This is a genomic window from Rhizorhabdus sp., assembly GCF_018006725.1.
GTDB lineage: Bacteria > Pseudomonadota > Alphaproteobacteria > Sphingomonadales > Sphingomonadaceae > Rhizorhabdus.
In genome coordinates, this window is the sequence record NZ_JAGMXV010000068.1 from 1 (window position 1) to 21,668 (window position 21,668).

The 21,668-nt window shown below is 67.3% G+C and carries 35 protein-coding genes; 33 read left to right on the forward strand and 2 right to left on the reverse strand.

Annotated features, from left to right (window positions below):
- From KAY22_RS11365 to KAY22_RS11400, 8 genes are all read left to right on the forward strand, one after another.
- A partial coding sequence (locus KAY22_RS11365; protein WP_296623434.1) for a zincin-like metallopeptidase domain-containing protein occupies window positions 1-507 on the forward strand: 507 nt, incomplete at its 5' end.
- 15 nt (window positions 508-522) lie between these two features.
- Window positions 523-1,014, forward strand: coding sequence for a hypothetical protein (locus tag KAY22_RS11370; protein WP_016510938.1), 492 nt, complete (start codon window positions 523-525; stop codon window positions 1,012-1,014).
- 40 nt (window positions 1,015-1,054) lie between these two features.
- Complete coding sequence (locus tag KAY22_RS11375) at window positions 1,055-1,369, forward strand: hypothetical protein (RefSeq protein ID WP_010408907.1); 315 nt, start codon at window positions 1,055-1,057, stop codon at window positions 1,367-1,369.
- A gap of 111 nt (window positions 1,370-1,480) precedes the next feature.
- Window positions 1,481-1,645, forward strand: coding sequence for a hypothetical protein (locus tag KAY22_RS11380; protein ID WP_016510937.1), 165 nt, complete (start codon window positions 1,481-1,483; stop codon window positions 1,643-1,645).
- Between the two features lie 51 nt (window positions 1,646-1,696).
- A complete protein-coding gene (locus KAY22_RS11385) occupies window positions 1,697-2,341 on the forward strand; it encodes a hypothetical protein (RefSeq protein ID WP_010408914.1) in 645 nt (214 codons plus the stop codon).
- Window positions 2,342-2,378: 37 nt separating this feature from the next.
- The gene (locus KAY22_RS11390) at window positions 2,379-3,002 is read left to right on the forward strand and encodes a hypothetical protein (protein ID WP_010408917.1); all 624 of its coding nucleotides are present in this window, start codon (window positions 2,379-2,381) and stop codon (window positions 3,000-3,002) included.
- Window positions 3,003-3,034: 32 nt separating this feature from the next.
- Window positions 3,035-3,244: a hypothetical protein gene (locus KAY22_RS11395; RefSeq protein WP_063113159.1), complete on the forward strand. Its 210-nt coding sequence runs from the start codon at window positions 3,035-3,037 to the stop codon at window positions 3,242-3,244.
- The gene (locus KAY22_RS11400; protein ID WP_010408925.1) at window positions 3,241-3,759 is read left to right on the forward strand and encodes a thermonuclease family protein; all 519 of its coding nucleotides are present in this window, start codon (window positions 3,241-3,243) and stop codon (window positions 3,757-3,759) included. Before KAY22_RS11395 ends, KAY22_RS11400 begins: the two co-directional genes overlap by 4 nt.
- A gap of 63 nt (window positions 3,760-3,822) precedes the next feature.
- Here KAY22_RS11400 and KAY22_RS11405 read toward each other — a convergent pair whose 3' ends face one another.
- Window positions 3,823-4,347, reverse strand: a complete 525-nt coding sequence (locus KAY22_RS11405) for a hypothetical protein (RefSeq protein ID WP_016510268.1) — start codon at window positions 4,345-4,347, stop codon at window positions 3,823-3,825.
- Between the two features lie 75 nt (window positions 4,348-4,422).
- Between KAY22_RS11405 and KAY22_RS11410 the strand changes: the two genes are divergently transcribed.
- On the forward strand, window positions 4,423-5,730 hold the full coding sequence (locus KAY22_RS11410) for a hypothetical protein (protein WP_296623448.1): 1,308 nt from the start codon (window positions 4,423-4,425) through the stop codon (window positions 5,728-5,730).
- 60 nt (window positions 5,731-5,790) lie between these two features.
- Here KAY22_RS11410 and KAY22_RS11415 read toward each other — a convergent pair whose 3' ends face one another.
- On the reverse strand, window positions 5,791-5,973 hold the full coding sequence (locus KAY22_RS11415; RefSeq protein WP_024310649.1) for a CsbD family protein: 183 nt from the start codon (window positions 5,971-5,973) through the stop codon (window positions 5,791-5,793).
- 132 nt (window positions 5,974-6,105) lie between these two features.
- On the opposite strand from KAY22_RS11415, the gene KAY22_RS11420 reads away from it, so the two are divergent.
- From KAY22_RS11420 to KAY22_RS11535, 24 genes are all read left to right on the forward strand, one after another.
- Entirely contained in the window at window positions 6,106-6,294 is a 189-nt protein-coding gene (locus tag KAY22_RS11420) for a hypothetical protein (protein WP_024310650.1), read from the forward strand.
- Window positions 6,264-6,671: an antibiotic biosynthesis monooxygenase gene (locus KAY22_RS11425; protein ID WP_196803788.1), complete on the forward strand. Its 408-nt coding sequence runs from the start codon at window positions 6,264-6,266 to the stop codon at window positions 6,669-6,671. Before KAY22_RS11420 ends, KAY22_RS11425 begins: the two co-directional genes overlap by 31 nt.
- Before the next feature lie 94 nt (window positions 6,672-6,765).
- On the forward strand, window positions 6,766-7,434 hold the full coding sequence (locus tag KAY22_RS11430; RefSeq protein WP_164523912.1) for a hypothetical protein: 669 nt from the start codon (window positions 6,766-6,768) through the stop codon (window positions 7,432-7,434).
- 13 nt (window positions 7,435-7,447) lie between these two features.
- On the forward strand, window positions 7,448-8,002 hold the full coding sequence (locus KAY22_RS11435) for a hypothetical protein (protein WP_167956393.1): 555 nt from the start codon (window positions 7,448-7,450) through the stop codon (window positions 8,000-8,002).
- A 16-nt stretch (window positions 8,003-8,018) separates the two neighbouring features.
- Complete coding sequence (locus tag KAY22_RS11440) at window positions 8,019-9,224, forward strand: DUF87 domain-containing protein (RefSeq protein ID WP_010408937.1); 1,206 nt, start codon at window positions 8,019-8,021, stop codon at window positions 9,222-9,224.
- Window positions 9,221-10,495 (forward strand): hypothetical protein, encoded by a 1,275-nt coding sequence (locus KAY22_RS11445; RefSeq protein WP_024310654.1) that lies wholly within the window; start codon window positions 9,221-9,223, stop codon window positions 10,493-10,495. Before KAY22_RS11440 ends, KAY22_RS11445 begins: the two co-directional genes overlap by 4 nt.
- Window positions 10,492-10,677 (forward strand): hypothetical protein, encoded by a 186-nt coding sequence (locus tag KAY22_RS11450; protein ID WP_024310655.1) that lies wholly within the window; start codon window positions 10,492-10,494, stop codon window positions 10,675-10,677. Before KAY22_RS11445 ends, KAY22_RS11450 begins: the two co-directional genes overlap by 4 nt.
- A gap of 93 nt (window positions 10,678-10,770) precedes the next feature.
- Complete coding sequence (locus KAY22_RS11455) at window positions 10,771-12,468, forward strand: ATP-binding protein (protein WP_066778715.1); 1,698 nt, start codon at window positions 10,771-10,773, stop codon at window positions 12,466-12,468.
- 1 nt (window position 12,469) lies between these two features.
- Complete coding sequence (locus KAY22_RS11460) at window positions 12,470-12,664, forward strand: hypothetical protein (RefSeq protein ID WP_024310657.1); 195 nt, start codon at window positions 12,470-12,472, stop codon at window positions 12,662-12,664.
- Window positions 12,661-13,626 (forward strand): hypothetical protein, encoded by a 966-nt coding sequence (locus tag KAY22_RS11465; RefSeq protein WP_051749606.1) that lies wholly within the window; start codon window positions 12,661-12,663, stop codon window positions 13,624-13,626. Before KAY22_RS11460 ends, KAY22_RS11465 begins: the two co-directional genes overlap by 4 nt.
- A gap of 43 nt (window positions 13,627-13,669) precedes the next feature.
- Entirely contained in the window at window positions 13,670-14,029 is a 360-nt protein-coding gene (locus KAY22_RS11470; protein ID WP_010409079.1) for a DUF3768 domain-containing protein, read from the forward strand.
- 50 nt (window positions 14,030-14,079) lie between these two features.
- A complete protein-coding gene (locus KAY22_RS11475; protein WP_024310660.1) occupies window positions 14,080-15,084 on the forward strand; it encodes a hypothetical protein in 1,005 nt (334 codons plus the stop codon).
- Between the two features lie 11 nt (window positions 15,085-15,095).
- Window positions 15,096-15,902: a hypothetical protein gene (locus KAY22_RS11480; RefSeq protein WP_037447341.1), complete on the forward strand. Its 807-nt coding sequence runs from the start codon at window positions 15,096-15,098 to the stop codon at window positions 15,900-15,902.
- 77 nt (window positions 15,903-15,979) lie between these two features.
- Window positions 15,980-16,273: a hypothetical protein gene (locus KAY22_RS11485; RefSeq protein ID WP_024310661.1), complete on the forward strand. Its 294-nt coding sequence runs from the start codon at window positions 15,980-15,982 to the stop codon at window positions 16,271-16,273.
- A 16-nt stretch (window positions 16,274-16,289) separates the two neighbouring features.
- Window positions 16,290-16,604 (forward strand): hypothetical protein, encoded by a 315-nt coding sequence (locus KAY22_RS11490; RefSeq protein WP_010409090.1) that lies wholly within the window; start codon window positions 16,290-16,292, stop codon window positions 16,602-16,604.
- 64 nt (window positions 16,605-16,668) lie between these two features.
- Window positions 16,669-17,178 (forward strand): hypothetical protein, encoded by a 510-nt coding sequence (locus tag KAY22_RS11495; protein ID WP_010409093.1) that lies wholly within the window; start codon window positions 16,669-16,671, stop codon window positions 17,176-17,178.
- A gap of 44 nt (window positions 17,179-17,222) precedes the next feature.
- Entirely contained in the window at window positions 17,223-17,939 is a 717-nt protein-coding gene (locus KAY22_RS11500) for a hypothetical protein (protein ID WP_037447337.1), read from the forward strand.
- A 6-nt stretch (window positions 17,940-17,945) separates the two neighbouring features.
- Window positions 17,946-19,067, forward strand: coding sequence for a phosphoadenosine phosphosulfate reductase family protein (locus tag KAY22_RS11505; protein WP_037447334.1), 1,122 nt, complete (start codon window positions 17,946-17,948; stop codon window positions 19,065-19,067).
- Window positions 19,068-19,091: 24 nt separating this feature from the next.
- Window positions 19,092-19,640, forward strand: a complete 549-nt coding sequence (locus KAY22_RS11510; RefSeq protein ID WP_037447332.1) for a hypothetical protein — start codon at window positions 19,092-19,094, stop codon at window positions 19,638-19,640.
- Between the two features lie 23 nt (window positions 19,641-19,663).
- Window positions 19,664-19,831 carry a hypothetical protein gene (locus tag KAY22_RS11515; protein WP_296623472.1) on the forward strand — a complete coding sequence of 56 codons (168 nt, stop codon included), beginning with the start codon at window positions 19,664-19,666 and terminating at the stop codon, window positions 19,829-19,831.
- 72 nt (window positions 19,832-19,903) lie between these two features.
- Window positions 19,904-20,188 carry a hypothetical protein gene (locus KAY22_RS11520; protein ID WP_037447327.1) on the forward strand — a complete coding sequence of 95 codons (285 nt, stop codon included), beginning with the start codon at window positions 19,904-19,906 and terminating at the stop codon, window positions 20,186-20,188.
- Window positions 20,189-20,211: 23 nt separating this feature from the next.
- Entirely contained in the window at window positions 20,212-20,730 is a 519-nt protein-coding gene (locus KAY22_RS11525) for a hypothetical protein (protein WP_296623476.1), read from the forward strand.
- Window positions 20,731-20,843: 113 nt separating this feature from the next.
- Complete coding sequence (locus KAY22_RS11530) at window positions 20,844-21,371, forward strand: hypothetical protein (RefSeq protein WP_197419142.1); 528 nt, start codon at window positions 20,844-20,846, stop codon at window positions 21,369-21,371.
- 166 nt (window positions 21,372-21,537) lie between these two features.
- Window positions 21,538-21,668: DUF736 family protein (locus KAY22_RS11535; protein ID WP_296623483.1), on the forward strand; the 131-nt coding region annotated here is incomplete at its 3' end.

Sequence of the window (21,668 nt, forward strand, 5' to 3'; positions counted from 1 at the left end):
GTGCCCGCACCGCCCGAGCCCCGCATCGAGAGCCGGCACCGCGCCGCGATCGATGCCTTCTTCGGAGGCCTGCCGGCGACCGTGCGGCATGGCGGCGATCAGGCATTCTACTCGCCGATCGGCGACTATATCCAGTTGCCGCAGCGCGGCGCGTTCCGCTCGGACGATCATTACGCCAGCACGCTCGCGCACGAATATGTTCATTATTCGGGCGCGCCGCAGCGCCTCAACCGCGAGTTCGGCAAGAAGTTCGGCGACAACGCCTATGCGTTCGAGGAGCTGGTCGCCTGCATCGGCCAGTGTCTGGTGTGCGCCGACCTCAACCTGCCCGGCGAGCTGCACGACAATCACGCCAGCTACGTCGACCATTGGCTCAAAATCCTGAAGGGCGATTCGAGCGCGATCATCAAGGCCGCGGCGAAAGCCGAGCAGGCGGTGACCTGGCTCCATAACGCCGCCGCGGGTGGCGCGCCCGAGATCGACCAACCCGAAGCCCTCGCGGCATGACCCGGAGATCCCACCATGCACATCGAGTTGCGCAAGCTGAAGGTGGTCGACGCTTTGTCCGAGGAAACGACCTGCTACTCGGCCGAGATCTGGATCGATGGGCAGCGCGCCTTCCTCGCCTCGAACCGCGGTCATGGCGCCGCGGACGATTACCATGCCGTCGGCAGCGTCACCGAACAGGCGGTCGATGCCTGGCTCGCCGCCAACCGGCCCGTCTCGCGGCTCGGCGACAGCGTCATGCCGCACTGCCTCGAATTCGAGGTGGCGGCGCTCATCACCCGGATCGAGGAGGCGAAGCGGCTGCGCCGGCAATGCCGGACGAAGCTGGTGACGATCGAGGGCGACCAGGTGTTCTGCTATCGGCTCAAGGGCAGGACACCCGCCATCGTGTTCGCCGGCGTGCAACGCCTCACCCCGTCGGCGCGCATGGTCAACGGCGATGACGCCGCGCTCGACGAGGCGGTCGCCGTGATGATCGCCCAGGCCGGGAAGCACGCCCCATCCTGATCGCATGACAGCTTCCACCCGATAGGACAGGATACGCACCATGCAACCGCAACGCCGCCCCCTCATCCGCGCACTCGCCTTCGACGAGGTCGGCGCCGCGATCGGCCGCCTCGTGGATGTCGCCTCGTCCGATACCGGGCAGGCCGCGCGCGTCGCGGACTTCCTGCTGGCGTGGTGGAATGGTGACGACAACGGCCACTTCCCCATCCTCCACCTCAGCAACTGCGACGCGATCATTTCCGAGGACATGCTAATTGTCATGGCCTGGCTCGCGCAGGAGCCTGCGATCTATCCCGATGCGTGGGGCTATCGTGACGCAATGGTCGACCTTGTCGGCCGATGGAGGCTGCGATGAGCGCACGGCCGTTACAACCATTATGGGCCTGCTTTCGTTTGCCCCGAACGCAATCATGGCGGCAGACCGTAGTGGGAGACTGGCATGAGCGATAATATACGGCTCGCGCTAATGCGGCAGGCGCTCGCGCTTTATGACGCGACCGACGACGGAGCGACCGTTGCCGCCTGTCATCTGCAGGCCGCGGTCGATGCGGAGCAGGGTCTGCGGCCTATGCAACCGGGCGAGGACATCGATCCTGAAATACCGGAGCAATTACGTAACTGGTTATCGTGAAGGGGAGGGGGAGCGAATTTCTGAGCGCGTGAGGCGCTCGGGAGATCGCTCATGCCCTACGATGTCGCCTTCCGCCACCAGCAGGCGCTCGACCCGAGCGCGCTGGTCACGATTGGAGCAAGCCTTCACGCCATCACCCGCGCGATCGACGACTGCCGCAACGCCGGCATCGCCTTCGAGACCGATCCCGCGGTCATCCTGCTCGCCCGCCATCTCGCAAGCGTCACCGCGCGGCAGTCCGAAGACGCGCTCCTCAAGCGGCGCTGCATGGACCGTATCGCCGAGCTGCGACAGCACCCGGCGCTGCTGACGCTCGCGGTGCGCGGCGTCGCGCACGATGCGGCCGCCAAGGATCGCTTCCACAGCGACGGACGCAAGGCGCTGCGCCGGCTCGCCGAAACGCTGGGGCTCGACCCCGCGCACTACGACCTTCGCTCGAACCGCAGCCACGCCTCCCGGTCCGGCGAGATCACCCTCCACGGCGAGGAGCTGTGGATGCAGCTATCGCTCCACGGCACCATGGCCGACCGCGAGGTCATCTACCGCCGCGTCAGCGGTCGTCACGATCACCTCGGGGAGCGCGACTGCTACGCCTCGATCCGCGACCTGCTCGCGCCCGAGCGGTTCGCCGTGCGGCTGCGCAAGGAATTGCGGCTCACACCGCCGGTCGCCGAGCCGGTCAGCCTGTTCGGCTGATCGATCACCCGTCCACACACGCGAAAGGACCGCCATCATGGGCTGGCTAAGCATGCCGCTGTCGTCGATGTTCCCGCACACAGGCCCCAAAGCCTATCTCGACGCGCAATTCACCTACGACAACCGCGATGCCGACGGGAAGGGCAAGGCGCTGCGCGTCATCGCCTCTTCCTGCCTGCGCAACAAGGTCTGGTACGCGGCCGTGGTGCCGTCGACCGACGGCACCGACGAACCCGCCTTCGCGGCCGTCTGCCTGGTCAGCTGGAATCCGCGTGCCAAGGACGGATTCGTGTTCGCCTACAAGGATATGACCGAACACGCCGGGCCATGCGAGGCCGAATGCCCCGAGCGCATCCTCTCGCTGCTCGGCGATACCGACGATCCCGGTGCGCTCGACTGGCGCCGACGCTGCCTCGAGCGGCTCGCGACCCCGGTACGCCCGCTCGAACACGGCATGCACATCCGCTTGCCGAGCAAGGTCACCTTCGTTGACGGCTATGAGGGAGACGAGTTCATCGTCCACAAGCGCGGCCGCAAGATCTCGCTCGCGATCCCCGGCAACAGCTACCCGAAATATCGGATCGGTAACCTTCGCAAATGGGCGTGGACACTCGTGCCGCCCAAGCCCGAAACTCGCGTCCACAAGACGGTGTTCGGTTGATCGCCGACATCCCCCACGTCAGGATCATCGCCATGTCCGCCCCGTATCCGCCCGTCACACCCAGCCCGAAGCGGTCGCAGCTCTGCAGCCGAGCCCATGCCCAGCGCGTCGCCATGCGGATGTTCGATGCCGGCGCACGCCAGGTCTCGATCGTGCGCACCGGCGATCCGCTGCAACCCTTCCGCGTCCTCCCGGTCATCGTCGACGGGCCGAACGTCGAAGTCGAATTGCGCTACGCATGAGGGGCGCGCTGCTCCTCGGCATCGCCGCGCTCGCCGCCTGCGGGGCAGGGGCACCCCAGGGCCACGACGGTGCGACGATCACCGGCGAGGGGCGGGCGATCGACGGCGACACGGTTTCGGTCGATTTCCGCCTGTCGGGGGCCGACGCCTTCGAGCGCAAGCAGATGTGCTCGAAGGACGGTGCCTGCTATCCATGCGGCAAGTTTGCTCAGGATTCCGCCTCGCGTATCCTCAAGAGCGGTGTCGCCACGATCCGCATGACCGGCGCGAGCAGCTATGGCCGCCCGATCGCCATCGTGACGGTCGACGGCTACGACCTGGGCGAGCAACTCATTTTGCAGGGTCTGGCGGTGCCGGCGACGCAATATCTGCGCGGCGATCCGCAACGCGCCGCGCGCTATGTCGCCGCGGCAGAACAGGCCCGGTCAGCGGGTCGCGGTGCCTATGCGGGGGAATTCATCGATCCGGCGCGCTGGCGGCGCGGGGAACGCCTCGCGTGCGAGGCGCGTTATTGATATCCCCCCCTTGGAAGAGGCGGTCCGGCATGCTCCCTTGCCGAACCGCCTTTTCTTTTGTCGTCAGCCCTTGAGCTTCGGACCGGGGCCACGATCGTCGGAATCGTAATCGGGTCCCGGGTCATGCGACCAGGACGCGCCGATCGCGAACGCCGGGTCGAACCGGCCCAGCGGACCGTCCGGCTCGGCCGCGACATACGGGTTGACCAGCGGCTTCACCGGCAGCTTGTTGCGGTAGATGTGCCCGGCGATGCGACCGCGCGCCTCCAGCAGCTTCTCCAGCCAGACGAGATCGTCGAGCATGGTCACGACGCCCTTGCCGGCGACGCAATAATAGAGGCACCGCTGGAAATCGTCGCACGCGGTGCTGAGGATCGTGGTCAGCTTGACCTTGCCCTCGTTCTCGCCCTCATGAATCCATTCGAGCGATTCCCGCAACTCGCGCGCCGAGAGATACGCATCCTCCGGATTGCTGCCGATGCACGCTCCGGCGAGCATGCGCCGGGTGACGCGAATATCCAGATCGACCGACAATTCGGTGAGCACCGCGTCGAGGTCGAACTCTCCGATAAATTCCGAACGCTTCATGGCCAGCTCCTTTGTTCATTGAACGTAACGTGAACAAAGGCGACAAGGCAAGCATTATGGAGTAGCATCACCACCATGTGGCTCGTCCCGCGCGATACCCGGGGTCTAACCTCCCGCTCGCCCGTCCCCGACGTGGTGCGCGAGGCGCTGGTGCGCTGGTATACCGGCGAAGGCGAGGACAGCGATCACCGCGCGTCGGTCATCATGGTGGTCAAGGCACGCGACCATCACCAGTGGATCGCCTGCGACTGCCTGGGGGAGGGGACGGACCCGCCGCTACTCTCGCCGGCCTATCTCTCCGAAGCCGAAACCTATTACCTGCGACGCCTTACCAGTATCCGCCAGCGTCGCCCCGAGCATGACGTCGACTGCCCCTTCTTCCGCGAGCAGGCACCGCCCCGCATCCGCGAGAAAGCGACCGCCACCCCGCGCACGATCAACGAGCCGGACGGGCTGTTCTCGGCGCACCGGCTCGCCCCCGAGAAACTGGCGCAGCTGCCCGACGACAGCGAACCCGACGATCGCACCCGCGGCGTCGCGATCCCGCGCCTCGCGCGGCTGCTGTGGCAGCTGATGGAAATGGCGCAGGTCAACGTCGTCGAGCCGCTTGAGGTCGGCGAGCCGCGCACCACGTCGATGGCGAGCGAATTCGCGGCGATGCGCGCCGCGGCCGAACGGGTCCAGATCGCACCGGGTATCCCGCTCGCGCGCCATCTCTACACCCACATCGACCCCTACGAACGCGGCATCGTATTCGCGAAACTGCGCGAAGCGGCGAAGAAATGGCCGACCGAGCACGCCCCGCAGGCCTTCCTCCTGCTCTATGCGATCGACGTCTCCGGCTCGACCATCACGCTTGCCGAAGGGCGCGAGTTGATCGTCAAGAACCGCATCCGCCACATCGGCGTCCACCAGCGCCACATCGGGCCACCCTATCTGGTCCTGGCCGTCGTCGGCGAGCACAACCCGCGTGAGGGCTATGCCTGCCTGCGCGCCTATGCGCAGCCGATCGCGCGCCCCGCCAACTTTGTCGCGATCCACAATCTCGCCGAGCGCAAGACGATCGTCGGCCTGCTCGATCTCCAGTACCGGCTTCGCCGGCGCGGCATCGGCGTCGGCTTCAAACGGCTCCTGTTCGATATCGCGACGTTGATCGGGGAGATGCGTCCAGACCTTCTTCTCGACCTGCGCGACTTCACCACCGGCGAGGTGATCGAGGCGGCACTCGAAGTCGTCACCGGCGATGACGCCGACACGCTCGGGTTGAAACTGCGTCAGGTCGAAAAGCTGCGCGAGATCGCCCCCGTCGTGACGATCCATGCCGAGGATCTCGAAAGCGATAATCTGGAAAGCGCCGTTCTCGATCAGCTTCATATCGGCTGATACCGAAACGGCCGCCCCGGTTTCCCGAAACGGCCCTCGTCTTCACACCGGAATCTGCGGTCAGATGTTGTCGCCGAGCGCGCCCTTGACCGAGCCCTTTACGTCCTGAGCGGACCCCTTCAGCTTCTGGGCCTTGCCCTCCGCTTCGAGGCTCGCGTTGTCGGTCGCCTTGCCGATCCCTTCCATGACGTTGCCGGCCAGCTTGTTGCCCGCAGCGTTCACCTTGTCGGTTGCTTCACCCATGATCGAACTCGTTTGAGCGATATGTTGATGGGTGAAAACCAGTACCCACCAGCCACGGTTCCGTAATGGCTGGCGTACCGCTGTTCTCCCGGATACTCCTTTCGAGCCCGATCACCGGGCAGGAGATTAGAGATGCGCACAATCGTCGCCGCTACTGCCGCGCTTTCACTTCTCGCTGGTGTCCCGGCACTTGCCGCCCCCTGCAAGGATGCCAAGGGCCGCTTCGTCAAATGTCCCGAGAAGCCCGCCAAGCCCACGCGCTGCAAGGATGCCAAAGGCAAGTTCGCCAAGTGCGGCACGCCCGGCAGCAAACCCGCCTGACCACCATGCCGGACCGGGTGCCCCCGGTCCGATCCTTCGCATCCGGGAGAGAACGCCTGACCAGCTCCGTCTACAAGGTCGACAAGTTCGCCGTCCCTGCCGCCAGCATCGACGCCTTCGTCGCGAAGCTTACCGAGACGCATGCCTTTCTCGACGATATGGAGGGCTGCATCCAGAACCTCATCCTCACGCAGGAAAGCGGCCCGGGCGGCTATAACATCGTGACCATCGTCGAGTGGCGCGACCAGGCCTGTCTCGACCGTGCCAGATCGCTCGCGGCCGAACGGTACCGCGAAAGCGGCTTCGAGCCGGCGACCATGATCGATGCGCTCGGCATCCGGGCGGACCTCGGCAACTATCGCGTCGTCGAGCATTGAACGGCCCTCGGCCGCCGGCGAGGAGACCGGGACGCCTCTTCGCCCGGTAGAGGAGGGGGAGGGATAGCTGTCAGATCCATGAGGGAGATGACAGATGACCCGGTTCAAGCCCAGCCCCCGACCCGACACGACCCCTTGGGACACGCCCGATCGCGCCGACCAGGTGCTGCCCGGCATCTGGCGCGTGTGGACGCCCAGCCATGGCGGCTATGTCCTGTCGGACGAACGCCAGTCCGCGATGCCCGACGCGCTGCGCCGCGACGATCCGTTTTATGAGGAAGACGTCGATTACGCGCTGGTACTCTACGCCTTCGGCAGCGAGTTTCGCCGCTTACCCATCCCCGGCATCGCGCTGCAGGTCGAGAACGCGCGCCGGTCGGTGCGCTGCTGGCATCCCGACCGCTGGACCGCGCTGACCGGCGAGGACGTGCCGGTCCACGACAGCCACGTCGTTCGCCGCCGCGCCGCCTATCAGGCGATCATCGGCCAGTATGAGAGTGTCTCGGCGTCGGGTTCCTGGGCGGACTGGGTGCCCGAGGGCAAGGTCGGCTGCGTCTTCCGCCGCGTTGTCAGCGTCGATGCGCTCGGCTTCGCGCGCCACGAGGGCGCGCCGATCCACGGTCTCGTCGACAAGGACCGTTACGAACGCCGCCAGATGCCCGAGACGTTCGAGAGCCTGGACGCGGTCCGCGTCGAGAGCACCGCACCGATCTCCAAGCAGGTCGACGCGAGCGCGCTCGCGCACCTCCTCCCCAGCGCCTGAAAGGACCGCCACGATGAGCGTCTATCTCTATCTGTTCCACGGCCGCGCCACGCCCGACGAGGACGTCGAAGACTGGGGCTGCGAAGGCCCCGCGATCGGACCGCTCGACTATGTCCACACCACCTATGGCAGCGAGGTGAAGATCCGCGGCGCGAAGGCGGTCCTGGAAAAGTTCTTCCCGGATACGGAAATTCATTTCCACGACGGCTACGGCGAACACGCCATTCAGCTCGCCGGCGACTGCTTGCCCTACGACGGCAAATTCTACGGTGACTGGTCGATCTGCACCGGGGATCGCTTGTGCTCGCCTGCCGCCTCCCGGGTCAAGCCGGTGTGCGACGACTGCGGCAGCGACAACGTCACCAAGGACGCCGTCGCGGCCTGGGATGAGCCCGAACAGGCCTGGGTGCTGCTCAGCACCTACGATTCCACCACCTGCCAGGACTGCGAGCGCGAAAGCGACGACATGCTCGAATGGCGGACGCTCGATGGTGCGCCCGCTCCCGATCCCGACGCTCCCGCCATCCCAGCCAACGATCCGGCGCCCCCTGATGCCGACGCCGCCTGACCCGGAGGACCACGCCATGACCTGTGTCACCCCGATTCGCGCGCCCGAGGCCGCGGACAATCGCGTACCGCTCGGCCATCATTCGACCGGCACGCTCAGCCTCGACCTCGATCGCCTGCTTGCCGGACGCCTGCTCATCCAGGGCAGCTCCGGGGCGGGCAAGAGCAGGACCTTGCGCCGGATCATCGAGGAGGCGTTCGACTATACGACGCTTGCGATCGTCGACCCCGAGGGGGAATTCGAGAACCTCGCCCGCCATATCGGCGCGACCACGATCCGCGCGGTCGAACTCACCGCCGACGGGCTGACGGCCGCGGCGACGCGCAGCCGGCGACATCGGCTGTCGATGCACATCGACCTCACCGACCTCGATCCCGACCAGCGGATCATCAAGGCAGCCGCGTTCTTTGCCGGCCTGGTCGGCGCACCGCGCGAGGACTGGGCGCATACCATGCTGGTGTGCATCGACGAGGGCCATCTGCTCGCACCGCATGTCGCCGGTTCCGCGCTCGATGCCGATGCCCGCCGGCTCGGCGTCGCCACCCTGACCGACCTGTGCGCGCGCGGCCGCAAGCGCGGTCTCGCCCCCGTCATCGCCACCCAGCGCCTCGCGAAGCTCTCCACCTCGGTCGTGTCCGAGCTGCAGAACGTGCTGGTCGGGCTCAACGTCTTCGACCGCGACATCGCGCGCGCGGCCGACCTGCTCGGCTTTCCCGCGCGTGACGCCGACCTGCTGCGCAACCTCGCCCCCGGCGATTTCTTCGCGATGGGTCCGGCGCTGTCGGCAACCCCGGTGCTGGCGCATATCGATCCCACCATCACCGAACATCTCGGCAAGACCCCGGAACTGCGTGCCGCCGCGTCCGTCGATGCCGACGAGGCGGCGAAGCTGCTCGATCTCGCGGGCCTGGCCGAGGTCGCGGACCACGGCCCCGCCATCGCCCTCAAGGGCACGCGCGCGCTCGACGCGTTCCTGCTCGATCCCGCTGCGACCGACGCGGCCGCGATCATGGACGCGCTGAAGCGCATCTCCCCCAACGCCAGCACCGCGCGCGACCTCGCACGGCACCTGTCGCTCGACGCCGAGCGCACCGACCGCGCGCTCAACCTCCTGTCGGCGATCGCCGCGGTCGACACCATGCCCAAGGGCGACGACCGAATCGCCCGCCTGCATGCACGGCTGCGCGCGCGGCTGAGCGACGTCGCCGTGGTGTCGCTGTGACCGACCTCGCGCCCGATATCGTCGAGCTGGTCGCGTGTCCGAAGCTGCCCGAGCCGTGCGGGCGCCTGCGCGAGATGCCGTTCCGGCACGATGCCTGGACCCCCGACGAGATCGCCACGGTCGAACGCATGTTCTGCGACGACGCCGCGATCGACGACATCGTCGCCGCGCTCGGTCGCGGCCGCGCCGGCGTGCGCGACAAGATCGCCAAACTGGGCCTGCGCCGCAATTCGTCGCGTCCGTGGTCGACCGACGAAGACGCATGGCTCACCCGCGAATATGGCCTTCGCCCCACGGCCGATCTCGCTGGAGATCTCGGCCGCGCCTGCACCAGCGTCTATGCCCGCGCGGGCGTGCTCGGGCTGACCGAAGGAAATCCTCCAAAATGGAGCGACTGGGAGGATGCCCAGCTGCGCGCCGGCTACGCGCAGGCGATCCCGATCGCACAGATCGCCACGCTGATCGGACGCCCGCTGTCCGGCACCGCGACCCGTGCCAACGCGCTCGGTTTGCGCCATCCCAACAAGCCCGCTGACTGGACCGAGGCCGAGGCGACGCGGGCGCTGACGCTGGCCGGGGAGGGGCTTCGTTATATCGCGATCATCGACATTCTCGCCACAGAGGGCTTTCCGCGCAGGACCAAGGCTGGCTTCGGGCCGCACCTGCGCAAGCTCGGCTATGGCCGGGGATGGGGCCGCAACTGGACCCCTGACGAAGACACACTGCTCATCCGCGCCTATGCCGACGGGGCAAGCCTGACCCCGCTCACGACCAGGCTCGGCCGCACGAAATGCTCTATCCGCTGGCGCGCCGACTATCTCGGGTTGCGCGGCACACATGCCAACCGCGACGGGTTCCGGGGCGGGCCGGTGTGGAGCGACAATGATCTGGAAAGGCTGCGCGACCTTTACGGCACGATGCCGATGGACGCCCTGGCGACGAAGATGGGTCGCACCAAGGCTTCGCTGTTCACGCGCGCGAACATCCTCGGCCTTGTCCACGGCTATCACCGGAAATGGACCGAAGAGGAGATCCGGGCGCTGCGCATCGCGCACGACTTCGGCGTCGCGCTGCCTGATGTTGCGGCAGCGATCGGCCGCAAATATCCAGCGGTCCACAAATATGCCGAAAAGCACGAGCTTCGCTTCTCGCGTCGCCCGCGCCGCGCAGCCCCCTGGACGCTCGCCGAAATTATCGCGCTCGATCCTTCGGGAACGGGCGTCACCGACCATGTTGCCATCCCCGGCACAATCGATGAGGAAAAGCCATGACGCCGCTTCGCCTCGCCCGCGATATCGCAACCGGCGCGCCGATCGACCGCGACACCCGGCGTGCCCGCCTCCTCGCGGCGCGGCGCTATGCGATCAACTCGGTCCCGCGTCGCGGTATCCTCAGCGGTCACTGGGACGCGGGCACCGTGGTCGGCGCGTTCCGCGACGGCAAGGCAGGCTGACCAGGGCTCGGCCCGATGCGCCGATGAAGGAGAGAGGGAGCGGGGAGGGAAGGCGTGACGGACGCCTGAGCCCTTTTCCAGGAGCGCACTCCCATGATTCCCGCCACCATCGCGACCGCGGTCGCCCCCGAGACGATCGCCAAGGTCACGCGCCTGTTCAACAATACCGCGTTCGACGTCATCTGCGAACTCCTCCAGAACGCGCGCCGCGCCGGTGCGACCGGCGTCGCGCTCGCGCTGAACGGCGCCGGCGCCGAGCGCTTCCTGCAAATCACCGATGACGGCCACGGCATCGCCGATCCGGTGAGCATCGTCACGCTCGGCCGCTCGGGCTGGTCCGACGAGACGCGCCGCGCCGAAGATCCCGCCGGCATGGGCGTGTTCAGCCTCGCAGGCCGCGACGTCATCATCCGCTCCTTCTCGAAACCCGACCGCCAGGGCTGGATGGCGCATATCCCGGCCTCGGCGTGGGAGACGAGCCGCCCGATCGCGATCGAACCCGATCCGATCATGCGCGGCACCGCGATCACCGTGCGCGTGCCCGACGAGTGGCTGAAGACGCTCGAGCGCGACGTGGCCCGCGCCGCCAAACATTATCCGGTTCCCGTGACCTGGAACGGCGCGGTCCTTCCGCAGGAGGACTGGCTGAAGGACGCGGTCCATGTCGAGGAATGGTACGGCGTGCGCATCGGCGTGTTCCAGAAACACCCCTCGCATTATTCCTCGCGCGACGGACGCCTCAACTTCCACGGGCTGACCATCCCGTGCGACCTGCCGTATGTTCAGGAAGTCGACCGGGGCGGCCACTGGATCGCGCGGGTCGACATCTTCGACGCGCCGCAAATCCAGCTCGTCCTCCCGGCGCGCAAGGAAGTGGTCGAGAACACCGGCATCGCCGCCCTGCGCGATGCGGTCCGGCTCGCGATCTACCGCGCGATCGAGGCCGCGGGGACGCACCGGCTGTCGGCGCATGACTGGCGCGAGGCGCGCTCGCTCGGTATCGCACTACCCGAAGCCGAGCCCTATCTGTTCGCATGGACCGCCTATGCGGCCGACAGCTCGCGCAACTACGAGAGCGGCGCACGCGTGACCGACACCGGCATGGTGCTGATGCCCGACTTCGATGCGCTGATCGGCCAACCCGCGCAGGCGGCGATCGCGAAGCATAATCCGTTCGGTGGTCCACTGGTCGAGGCCCAGGACGCGTTCAAGGGCTATGGCTGGTACGATATCCTCGCCCGTGTCGAGGATATGCGGTTCCGCGTCACCCAGGGCGACCGCACCTTCATCGTCTCCGACAGCCGCGAAGCGCCCGCCGAGGCGGAAAACGGTTGGGTCGAGGCTATCACGCTCGAGGCGACGATGAGCCACGCCGGCGCATTCATCGAGGTATCGACCGACGCGGATGTCGCCTTCGCACCCGACCAATGGTCGTGCAACTCGGTCGACGAGACGTCCGTCTTCGTCCGCCGGGGCAGCGAAATCACCGCGCTCGGCGTCGCCGACATCCTCGAAAGCGCGATCTTCTATGCCAGCGACGACAGCGATGCCGACAGCTACGATACGCAGCTCGAGCGCTTCCAGGCCGATGCCGCCGAACGAATCATCGGCCTGCTCGAAGGCGACGATGCCGCGCTTGAGAACCGCATTCGCGACAAGCTGGCGGGGCATTATTTCCTCGTCCCCGAGGACCGGACGGTCACCGTCGTCATCGATCGCGACAGGCTCGACGTGACGATAACGGCCCGCGCGGTGCCTGCCGCGCCCGAGGCCGCAGCGGAGGGCGCGTGACATGGCACGCTACAACCACGCCTATACGATCGCCTTCAGCCTCGTCTCGAACGACGACAAGGGCCACGACGTCGACGCGCGCCAGCTGAAGGAGGCGCTGCTCGCACGGATCGAGAACCTCGACGAGGAAGGTAGCTGGGTCGAGTCTGCCGGTGCGCCCTACGACACCTATCTCGAACCGGAGGATGCCCCATGACCGGCGCGGCAGTTCCGGTCGCGCCCCTGCCGCCGCCACCACCAGTGGTGCTGGCCTACGGCATCGGCGTCGACAGCACCGCGCTGCTGATCGAAAAGCACGCGCGCGGCGAAGCGCCCGACCTGGTGCTCACCGCCGATACCTCGGTCGAGAAACCGGCCACTTACGAATATCTCGACGTGATCCGGCCCTGGATGCGCGATCGCGGCATCCGGTTCGAGCTGGTCAGCTATGTCCCGAGGCGATTCAAGCACTGGCCGCCCTATTACGGCATCCTCGAGATGTGCCTGACCAACGCCACGCTGCCGAGCAAGTCGCTCGGCGGGTCGAGTTGCAGCCTCAAATACAAGAAGGCGCCGCAGGACAAATTCCTGTCGACCTGGCAACCAGCGGTCGACGCATGGGCGCGCGGGCAGCGCGTCGTCCGCCTGATCGGCTATGACGCCGGTCCGCGCGACACCGCGCGCGCCAACCATGCGCTGTCGATCGACGATCCGCTGTACGACTGCCAATATCCCTTGCGCGAATGGCGATGGGACCGGCCCGACTGCGTCGCCCGCATCCAGGCCGAGGGTCTGCCGGTGCCCCCCAAATCGGCGTGCTGGCTGTGCATCGCCAATCATCCGGACGAAATCCGCGGCCTCCCGCAATGGTGCCTGCGGCTCATCGTGCTGGTCGAGGCACGCGCAGCCCCGCGGCTGCACACGGTCGAGGGCCTGTGGCGCAGATCGACCCGCGCGCGCCCCGGATCGATGACCGCCTTCATCCGCGACGAACACCTCCTGCCGGCCGACGAGATCGACCGCATCATCCGCGATGCGCCACTCGACCTCATACGGTTCCAGGACGTCGCGGCGGTCATCCCGCTCGGCGAGCGCCCGACGATGGGCGACTGGCTCGACCGCTTCCATGCGGCCTTTCCCGAACGAGGCCGGGGACAAAGCGACGCGCTCGCCGCCTGAAGTCCCCGCCACCATCGCTATCGACCCAACGGAGGATCGTCACATGATTTTGACCGCCACCGAAACGCGCCTCGAAGCCGTGGCCAGGCTCAACGACCGTTGCCGCCAGGGGTTCGACCGCACCGCGAAGATCGTCATGACCCGCGCGTGCCTCGGCGCGCTGTCGAACGGCACGCTCGCCTCGGAAGCCGTCGCCCAGGCGCATGTCCTGCAGGCGCTGCGCCGCTACACTTTCCCCGCCGACTGTCCCGAGCGCGATCGCGGCCAGTTCGAGCTGTCAGGCGAGACGATACACTTCCGTATCGATTATTATGACGTGGCGCTGGAATGGGGATCGGAAGACCCCGCCGACGCCAGCATCACGCGCCGTGTTCTCACGCTCATGCTGCGCGAGGATCTGTGATGCGTATTGTCGGAATGGCCGACAGCTATCAGCTAGCTGGCCGCTAGACGATGACGATCGAGATCATCCTCGGCCTGCCGCATCTCGCAAACGGGCCTATCCTTCAGCGCGCGGTCGCGCTGCAAGCACCGGTGCTGATCTCGGCCAATTGTCTGTCGCGCTGGCGCAAGGCCGATGGCTGGCGCGAGTGGTCGGGATGGCGCACCGGAACGCTCGCCAACGCGCGACCGCTCGCCAGCGTCGACCTCGATTCCGCCGGTTACACCATGATGGTCCGCTATGGCGGGCTTCCCTGGAGCATCGCCGATTACATGGCGCTCGCCGCGTCATGGCCGTTCCGACGCATCTCGTCGGTCGATTACTGCTGCGAAGAGGGCGTTGCCCACGACCGCGAGGAAGTGCTCGACCGCATCGCGCGCACCACCGCCACCAACCGAGAATGCTTTGCCCGCGCCGACGACTTGGCCATCCGCGACCGGCTGATGCCCGTGCTGCAGGGCCGCGTGCCCGACGACTACGTCCGTTCACTCGACGCGATCGGCGGTCTGATCCTGCCCGGCACCGTCGTCGGCATCGGCAGCATGTGCCGGCGACCGATCCACGGTCCCGAAGGGCTGATCGCCGTCGTCGAGCGGCTGACCCGCATCCTGCCGATCGGCGTCAAGGCGCACCTCTTCGGGGTGAAAGGCGATGCCCTGCCGTACCTCACGCCGTTCGCACGCTGGATCGCCTCGATAGACAGCCAGGGATGGGGCGTAGGCGTGCGACAGCACGCGCTCAGGCATCGCATCGCCAAGACCGACGCGCTCGGCGCCGACTTCATGGAACGCTGGTATCGCACGCAATGCGCGCGAACGCTCGAAACACCGCGACACCTGCCCGAGGCCGCGGCGTCTACTCCACCGCCACCAACCGCCGACCCCTGGGAACGCGCGATCGCGCAGGCTCGCGCCGAGATCCGCGCCCTGATCGAGAGCGGCGACCTCGATCACGATGAGATCACCACCGGATGGATCGAGACCTGGGCGGCCGAGATCTACGCCGACGCGGCCTGACGGAGGTAACCATGCTCACCGACCGCTCCCAGCGCTGGCGCGACCGGCGCAGCTTGTTCGTTGCCGGCGACAGCGTGATCGACCCGCGCCGCTACGCCGTCGATGTCGTCGCCCATGATACTGCCCGCGCATTCCTCGCCGACCATCATTACCTCCCGCGCTATCCCGCCGCCCAGCTCGCCTGCGGGCTGTTCGGTCCGGGCGACCCGGGCAGATCCGCGTTGGTCGGTCTCATCGTGTTCGGCGTGCCGGCGACCGGCGCGGTCATCACCCGGCACACCGGCTATGCCGATCCCGCTCGGGGCTGCGTACTGCAACGGCTCATCTGCCTGCCCTCGGTCGCCGCGAACGGCGAAAGCTTCTTCACGTCGCGCGCCTTCCGCCTCCTGCGCCTCGCCAAGCCCCGGATCGACGCTGTCGTCAGCTTCTCCGATCCCGCCTTCGGCCATTGCGGCGTCGTCTATGCCGCGCTGTCGGGCGCCTATCGCGGCCGCACGAGGCCGCGGACGGTGCTGCGCATCGCCGGCGAGATGATCTCGGAGAGAACGCTGTCGAAGATCCGCAACCTCGAATCCGGCCATGCCGGGGCGATCGACCAGCTGGTGCGGCTCGGTGCGCCGAGGCCGGAGGCGCACGAACACCCCGCCGACTGGCTCGCGCGGCTCCGTGCCGACAATCTGCTCCGCCCGCACCGGCAAAGCCCGCTGTTCACCTATTGCTTCGAGCTGACGCGCGACGCCCGGCGCACCGCGCGCGATCTGCCCCGGCTTGCCTATCCGCGCCGGAGCGACGCGATCCGCGAAATCCTCGCGGCATGATCCCCGCGCCAGCGGCGCGAGGGAAGGGGAGCGGGAGCGGGCGGCATGTCACCGACATGCCGGAAGGAGCACCGCCCGTGGATATCCATCTCGCCATCGCCAGCGTCCAGGCCGACGCTGCCCGCATCGCGCGCTACACCGATCGACGCGACCGTTTCCTCGATGCGCTGGACTGGTCCGCGCTCGACGAACAGACCGCGCGCGAGGCCGCGATGCTCGACGATCTGCTCGCCGGCGATCTCGCCGACGCCGCGCTCTACATCCTCTGGCTGGAAGAACGCCTCGCCAGCGGCGAAACCGATGTTCCAGGCGTTCTTCGCTTCTACCCGCACCCGCGCCCCTGGCACGCCGAGTGGATCTCGCTGCACTGACCCTGAAAGGATCGCCATGAGCCGCCACCAGTTTCCCGGTATCGAACCCGGCACCAGCGTCAGCATCGGGTGGGACCGCCCGCTTGGCACCTTCTTCGTCCAGGTGCTGCGCCCGCACCCGCATCTCACGGGTGAGGACGAAACCGTCGCATGGCATGGCGCGCACCCCGGCGAGCTGACCACAGCGGCCGCCGCGGTCACCATCGCCTCACGCTGGGCCGATCTTCCCGCCGATCTCGCGATCACGCTCGAGACCGACCGGCTGATGACCCTCGGCCAGTCCGATGGCGAGGCGCAGATCGCCATCAAGCGCCGCTTCTTCGGCGACTGAGTACCCGACAAGAAAGGGGAGGGGGATGGGGCGCGTCGATCAATGACGATCGACGGAGAGCCCCATGCCTTATTTCATCGATCTCGGTGCCGGTCCCGCCGAGGAGGATTGCGCGCAACTCGGCCAGTCGCCCAACTTCGACAGCCTCAACCGCCTCGAAATCGCGGTCTACAAGTCCGCGCTGATCGCACGCTACGGCCCGCCGCCCCCGGGATGCCGCCTCGCCGGCCTGTCCAACCGACACGATTTCGGTCGCTATGTCGAACTCGTCCTCCATATCGAGAACGAGCTCGACGAGGCCGTCGCCGACTATGCGACACGCGTCGAGGAGGGACTCGCCACCTGGCGCGAGGCGGGCTTCACCGCGCCGGTCGAGTATAACGGCGAGACGCCCACCATCGTCCATGCCGATCCGGCCGATGCCGTCATCAGCGCGCTGCTGATTACCCGGCCCGGGCCGAACGGTCTTTTCCCGATCCCGGATTTCGCGGTCCTGCACGGCAATCTCACGCAGGCTTACCCCGCCGAGGCCGCGGCCGCCAACGCGCGTCTCGCCGAGGCCGCGGACGCCTGAGCGCGACCGCACAGAGCGATTTCCCATCATTTCGGAGCATTCCCATGGCGAACACCTACACCAAGGCCGCGTTCACGCTGACCATGAGCCACGCCGACGCGGCGTTGCTGACCATTGCCGAACAGGCAGTCGATATCCTCGACACCAACGGCGACGATGCCGACCTCGCCCACGAATATGACGCGCTCGATCCCGCGTTCCACGCCGTGTTCCCGGCGAAGGGGCCGATGAAGTTCGAAAGCTTCCTCGAGATATTCGACGATTGGCATTTCCCTTATCTCGACTGCGCGATCGACATCGACTGGAAAGGCGAAGACGGGAACGCGCGCGTATTCTTCAGCGGCGATCAATTCGGCGTCGAACAGGTCGCCCAGCTCATCTTCCGCGCTTGCAAGTCCGCGCTCCCCTGCGGGTTCGCATGGATCTCCGACTGCGACCGGCTGCGCCCCGGCGAGTTCGGAGGCGGCTGCGTCATCATTACCGACGCGGGGCTGACGTTCCACAGCACCCAGGACATCCTCGATCGCGCCGCGCGCAGCGCCGCAGCCGATCCCGACACCCATGGTCACGAGGGTCGCTTCGGTTTCGTGCTCGCCTCGCGCGACCAGAACGGCCACGCCGTCTTCTGGAACAACGACGACGGCTTCGGGGCACTCGCCAGCGCGACCGTGTTCTCGAAAGCCGAGGCCCGCGCACACGATCCGGTCATCGCCAACGACGAACCCGAGTGGCTGGCGCTGCCAGCGCCGCTCGCGGCCTGAACGGCCATGTTCATCGACATCGGACGCGGCCTGGTCGCCGGCCTTCCGGCCCTCGCCCTGCCGCCCGCCATCCTCGACGCGGTCGAACGCGGCGCATGGATCGTCTTCAACCTCTCGGGCGGCAAGGACAGCTCGGCCGCGATGTTCGCGGTCAACCTGATCCTCGATGCGCTCGGCCATCCGCGCGAGCGGCGTATCGCCATTCACGCCGACCTCGGCCGTGCCGAATGGGACGAAACGCCCGCGACGGTCGAGGATCTCGCGGCCCACGCCGGCGTCCCGCTGACGATCGTCCGGCGCAACGCCGGCGACCTGTTCGACCGCTGGGCCACGCGCTTTGCCAACGGCAAGGCGCGCTACGAGGCACTCGAAACCTATAATCTGATCGGTCCCTGGTCATCCTCGGCGCTGCGCTTCTGCACCTCAGAGATGAAGGCCCATGTCATCGGGCCGCACCTCGCCAGACTGCTGCGCGGCCAGACTATCATCAACGTGCTGGGACTGCGCCGCGACGAGAGCATCGCTCGGTCACGCACACCCGAATGGAAAGCAGACGCGCGCTACGCCGCTGCCGGCAATCCCCACGGCACCGCGATGATGCTGTGGAACCCGATCGCGCACTGGACGACACCACAGGTCTTCGCCGCGCACGATACGCTCGGCATCCCGCTGCACGTCGCCTACACCTGTTACCAGTCGTCGCGACTGTCGTGCCGCTTCTGCGTCCTCCAGTCGCTCGGCGACGCCCAGGCATCGGCTTCGGCACCGGCAAATCGTCCCGCGCTGCTTCACCTGGTCGACCTCGAGGCGACCTCGACCTTCTCGTTCCAGCCCGCGCGCTGGCTCGCCGACGTCGCACCGCGCCACATACCAGGTAATTTGAGGAACCGGATTACCGTTGCCAAGGCCGATGCGGCCGAACGGCGACGGCTCGAAAGCGCGATGCCGCCCGACCTTCGCTACGTCAGAGGCTGGCCACCGCGCGTCCCCACCATCGAGGAGGCCGGTGTCGTCGCCGCTTCGCGCGCGCCGATCCTCGCTCGGCACGGTCTCGCCAACCTCTATCCCGATGCCTGCGCGGTCCGTGACCGCTTCGCCGACCTCATCACGGTCAAACGCGCCGCCTGATCCCCATCATCAAGGAGTCCCGACATGGCCGATATCACCGATCTCCCCGTCATGACGCGCGACGACGCGATCGCCGCGGGCTTCGCCGGTTACAACGACGTGCCGCACAAGCCCATCGACGTGCCTGACGGCGCGTTCACGATCACGGCGAAGACCAGCGAGGGTCGCCGCGTGACCTTCTGCTTTCTCGAAAAGACTTATGGTGGCCCGCCGCGTTTCATCGACATCCAGTTCCACGATCGCGGCACCACGATCCCCAACGCCGATAACGGGGTATCACCCACCTTCAACGCGTTCGCGATCACGCGTGGCGGCAGGTTCGTCGCCGACAGTCGCCCGCTCGACGAGGACATCAAGCCCTCGATCCTCGTGCTCATGCTCGACAAGGCTGGGGAAGAACCCGCGCGATCCGCGACCAAACCGGCGCCGATGTCGGACACCGACCTCGCGGCTCTGCTGACCCGCGCGGCCGAAGTCGTGGCTGCGCCCGACAGCCGGATCGCCTCGGATCGCAACGCCCTTGCCGGCCAGCTCACGGCCGAGGCCGCGGTCAGGCGGGCGCGGCCGTCATGACCGCGCCCTCGCGCAGCGACGGCATGCACGTCGCCCATACCGCAACGGGGTGGGTCGTGTTCGACAACAGCCTTTCGCACCCCTCGCGCCTCTCGGGCGCCTATCCGTCGCGCGCCGCGGCGACCGCCCGCAAGCGGGCGCTCGCGCGTGCGCTGCGCCACCAGCGTCCCGACGACGCACCGGACGTCTGAGGAAGGGGAAGGCGGACCGGCTGTTGTGAACCGGGAGGATCATCCGACCCGGTGACAACCGGAGTTAACCCAATGCGCAGCATCCTCGCCTTCTACGAAATCGACCGTGAGTGGGGTGGCCCCGAGGAGGGGGGCTGGTGGTACGATACCGGCACCTTCGTCCGCGTGATCGCCCTCCATTACCATGACAAGGCCGCGGTCGCGGCGATGCGCCGCGCCAATCGCCTGCTCGACCGCCTGCAGCGGCATCGCCCGCCGGTGGATTCGGCCGCCTACACCGGCGGACGCTTCCGCGCCTTCAGCTTCTCCGGCCTCCCGCCCGCGCGGTTTCCCGCGCGTCGCCCGCAATATTCCTGATCCCAGCGAGAAAGGACCAGCGCATGTACCGCGTCCATTATTTCGACACCAGCGAAGCCGCGCATGACGCCTGTCTCGATGACGGTCCCTGCATCGAGGAAGGCGACGTTCTCGCCATCCTGTCGGAGGGCGTCATCGGTCTCGCCTCGACCGATCCGATCGCCGTCACCCTCGACCCCGGCGCACTGCGCATCGTCCGCCTGATGGCGATGGACGTGCTGCTAGCAGAACTCGTCCACGGCGCCTCCCAGATCCGCCGCGCGGTCGCGACCGCCCTCCTGCACCATTTGCCCGTGCAGCCCCATTTCCTCGCCTTCGTCGCGCCGGCGCTGCCCTATCCCTATCCGCAGACCGTCGTCGCGCTCTCGTTCGACGACATCATGCTGACGATCGATGCGATCGACCACCGTATCACGGCGCTCGAACGCCGGTTGGGGACACTCGAATCCGACAGCGCGCACGCCTTCTTCCTGCAACGCTCGATCGATCATCTGTCGGCCGCCCGGAAGCGCCTCATGCGACATCCGCGACCGCCTCGCTGAACGGCACGGCATCGCCTCGCGACGATGCCGGCACCGGCTGCGCCGGAAGGAGAGAGGGACCGGATCGGCATCCTGGACATGGGGTCCGGGCATTTTGCCGAAAGGTCACGATCATGTGCATCGATCCCAACGCCGAGCCCGTCGCCTTCGCGCTCGACACCAAACTCTGCCACCTCCTGCCGACGCTGACCGAGCCGCACCGCGAAGCCATCGCCCAGGATCTCGCGCGCACCGCCATCTTCATGGCGACCGCAATGGCGGCCGACATGGCGCAGGACGCGGTGAACGGCCTCGTGCCGATCCCGAAGATGCCGTCGCTCGGCAAGCCGCCCGCACCCGCGCTGGTCCCACAGGCGCAAACGCCGCGCGATACCGTGCTGCTGACCCCCGCGGTCGCGCCCGTCGTCACGATCAAGGCCAAAACGACCGACGTCACCGTCGCCGGCTTAGACCAGCGTCACGGCTACACCTTCGGGATCGACAACAAATCCGACCGGCTGATCGACATCCGCCACGCCGGCAAATGCTGGTGCATCGATCCGAGCGACGAGGCGACCGACGTCGTCAGCCGCGCGATCGGCGCGCTCGCCGCGGCACACGCCGATATCGGCACCGCCCTGACCGACAAGATCGGCCGATGATCGGCAGGCCCGGTCCGCGTCCCGCACGATCCACCGTCCGCGTGAAGACGCGGTCGGTGAGGGGCGCTCATCGCGCCCTGCCCGGCCGAAGGGCCGGGGAGGGGAGGAGGATTGAAGATCGGTGTCGAGGACATGGGGTCCAGCACGACATCACAGGAGACACGTCATGAACATCGGTCAGATCAAGCAGAACGACGCGGGCATTTTCATGGGCCGCATTTCCACCCTCGCGGTCGCGATGACGATTGCGCTCAAGCCGGTCCAGTCGTCCAACCCGCGCGCCCCGCGCTACGAGAT